General features: G+C 57.7%; 1 protein-coding gene. It reads right to left on the bottom strand.

Annotation, left to right across the window (positions count from 1 at the left end; translation table 11 throughout):
• Positions 1-497 precede the first annotated feature (497 nt).
• Entirely contained in the window at positions 498-1,793 is a 1,296-nt protein-coding gene (locus tag RIN56_20580; GenBank protein MDR7869190.1) for an SLC13 family permease, read from the bottom strand.
• Positions 1,794-2,113: the final 320 nt, after the last annotated feature.

The raw sequence follows: 2,113 nt of genomic DNA, 5'->3' as shown, positions 1-2,113 counted from the left end.
GAAGCCGATGGCCAGGAAGCCGACATGCAGGTCTTCGTTGACACAGCTAATAATAACGACAATCGTCAGGGCGACAATCGACATGATTGCCGCGAGTGACAGTTCCATTTAGTTTTTCCTCCCCACATAGTAAATCAATTCATGACCGCGCAACATTTCTTTTTTTCTCTCTAATGCGCTTATTCAAAAAGTATCTTTGGGATCGGCCGCGCTGGTGCGGAAAATAATCGGTAATAATGGCGTGTCGTGCAAGCTTTGCGGCAACCAGGTTCCCTCTGCATTCCCCCTCTCCTTGGCACAATTAGGATGATTGCCTAAAGAGTGACTAGTCTGAAAAATGGCGGGAAAAATTTTTCGGCGCCCAGGCATAATTATTAAGTAAGCTCTTATGTGTCTTCGCCCTTATTCGCCGTTTCGGGAAGAAATCCCTCTTCAGGTTATGAGGATATAATTACCGGACGGGAGGGGGGGAGCAACCTCCCCCCTCCGGAAGCAGCTTACAGCCCGAGGATTCCGAAGGCTACGTAGCACACTGCCGCGCCGACGACCGACATGGCCAGGCCCCAGATGAGCAGGTTGCGGAACAGTTTGGCCTTGTCCTCGTGTTCGGCGGCGCAGGCGATGCAGAGCGCGCCGAGGGTCGAAAGCGGCGAGGTGTCGACAAGATGGGCGCCGATGTTGATCGAAGAAATCAGTGCGATGGGGTTGCCGCCGCCGACTTCCTTGATCAGGCCGGGCACCATCGGCAGGAACATCGGCATAACCACGCCCGAGGAGCTGGAGTACGCCGAGATTATGCCGGTGATGAAACCGAGCACGCCGTTGATGGTGGTCGGGTTGGAAATGGTGCCGATGAGGCTGACGAGCGCCTTGAGGCCGCCGGCCTTGTCCATTACGTCGATGAGCACCGACATGCCGCACACCATCACGATTACGCCCCAGGGCATAGCCTTTACGGCTTTGGCGTCGTCGGCGATGCCGAAGAGCATGAAAACCGCGCCGATACCGAAGGCGGTGGCGCCGACATCCCATTTGAGGAAGATGACGGTCAGCACCAGGAAAGCGATACCGGCGAGAGTAACCCATTGTTTGGTCGAGAAGGGCTCAGGCTTGGGCGCGATTTCGTCGATGTTCACGCCGGAGCCGCCGCCCTGGCGGCGAATCCAGGCGAGCCCGCCGAAGAGCAGAAAGCCGATGATGGTGACTGCGCCCTGGACGATCTCAGAGTTGAAGTGGACCTTCCAGGCCAGGCCGCTTAGGTCGGTGATGCCGAGCTGCGGGGCCATCTTGGCGATGATGCCGTTGGAGATGATGCCCGTCGGGGCAAACGGCGAGAAGGCCGCGCCGTTGGCCGCACCGACGACCAGCAGGGTCATCGCGAACGCCGGCAGTCCGATGCGTCCGGCGATGGCCATGGCCACCGGGGCCATAAGAGCGGTAGTTGCGATGTTGCCGGGGCCGATGGTGCAAATGACGGTCACCAGCACGAAGAGAATCAGCGGGATGAGCGCGGTGTTGCCCTTGGCGAGACGCACGGCGTAAGCCGTGAATTTCTCCATCGTGCCGTTGACCTGAGCGCAGGCGAACATGAAGGTTACGCCGAGCAGGATCATGAACAGGCCGAGCGGCCAGCCGGCGAAGATGGCGGCAATCTTCATCTTGGCGAACGTGAGGCCGACGACGAGTGCGAAAGCGATGCCGAGGATGCCGACATTCATCTCTTTGACGCAGGAAATGATGACCACGATGGCAAGCGCGATGATTGACGCCAGTGCTGCGGTACTTAGTGCCATGTTGTTTTCCTCCCAGAAGTATAGTGGTGCGATTAGGGTGCGAAAGGTGCCGCGAGAGGATTGTGCAACGAACGCTGCTGCGATGCCGGCTCAATAGTGGGCCGGGCCATCCGTAGGACGGGTATGGAATAATTATATAACGGATCGTGATCCTATTAAGTTTTCGTAATTAATCTAAGTGGCGGGAAGGGCGAGGCTTAATCCTCGTCCTCTTCCTCCTCCTCTTCCTCGGCCGGGGCCGGGAAGGCCTTGTGCAGCGCCTTGGTGGCCACGTAGAAGATGGCGATGACGAAGAACATCGTCGGCAGAGCGATAGCCAT

The organism is Sporomusaceae bacterium, assembly GCA_031460455.1.
GTDB lineage: Bacteria > Bacillota > Negativicutes > Sporomusales > UBA7701 > Anaeroselena.
This window is presented reverse-complemented; position numbering and strand designations above follow the sequence as displayed.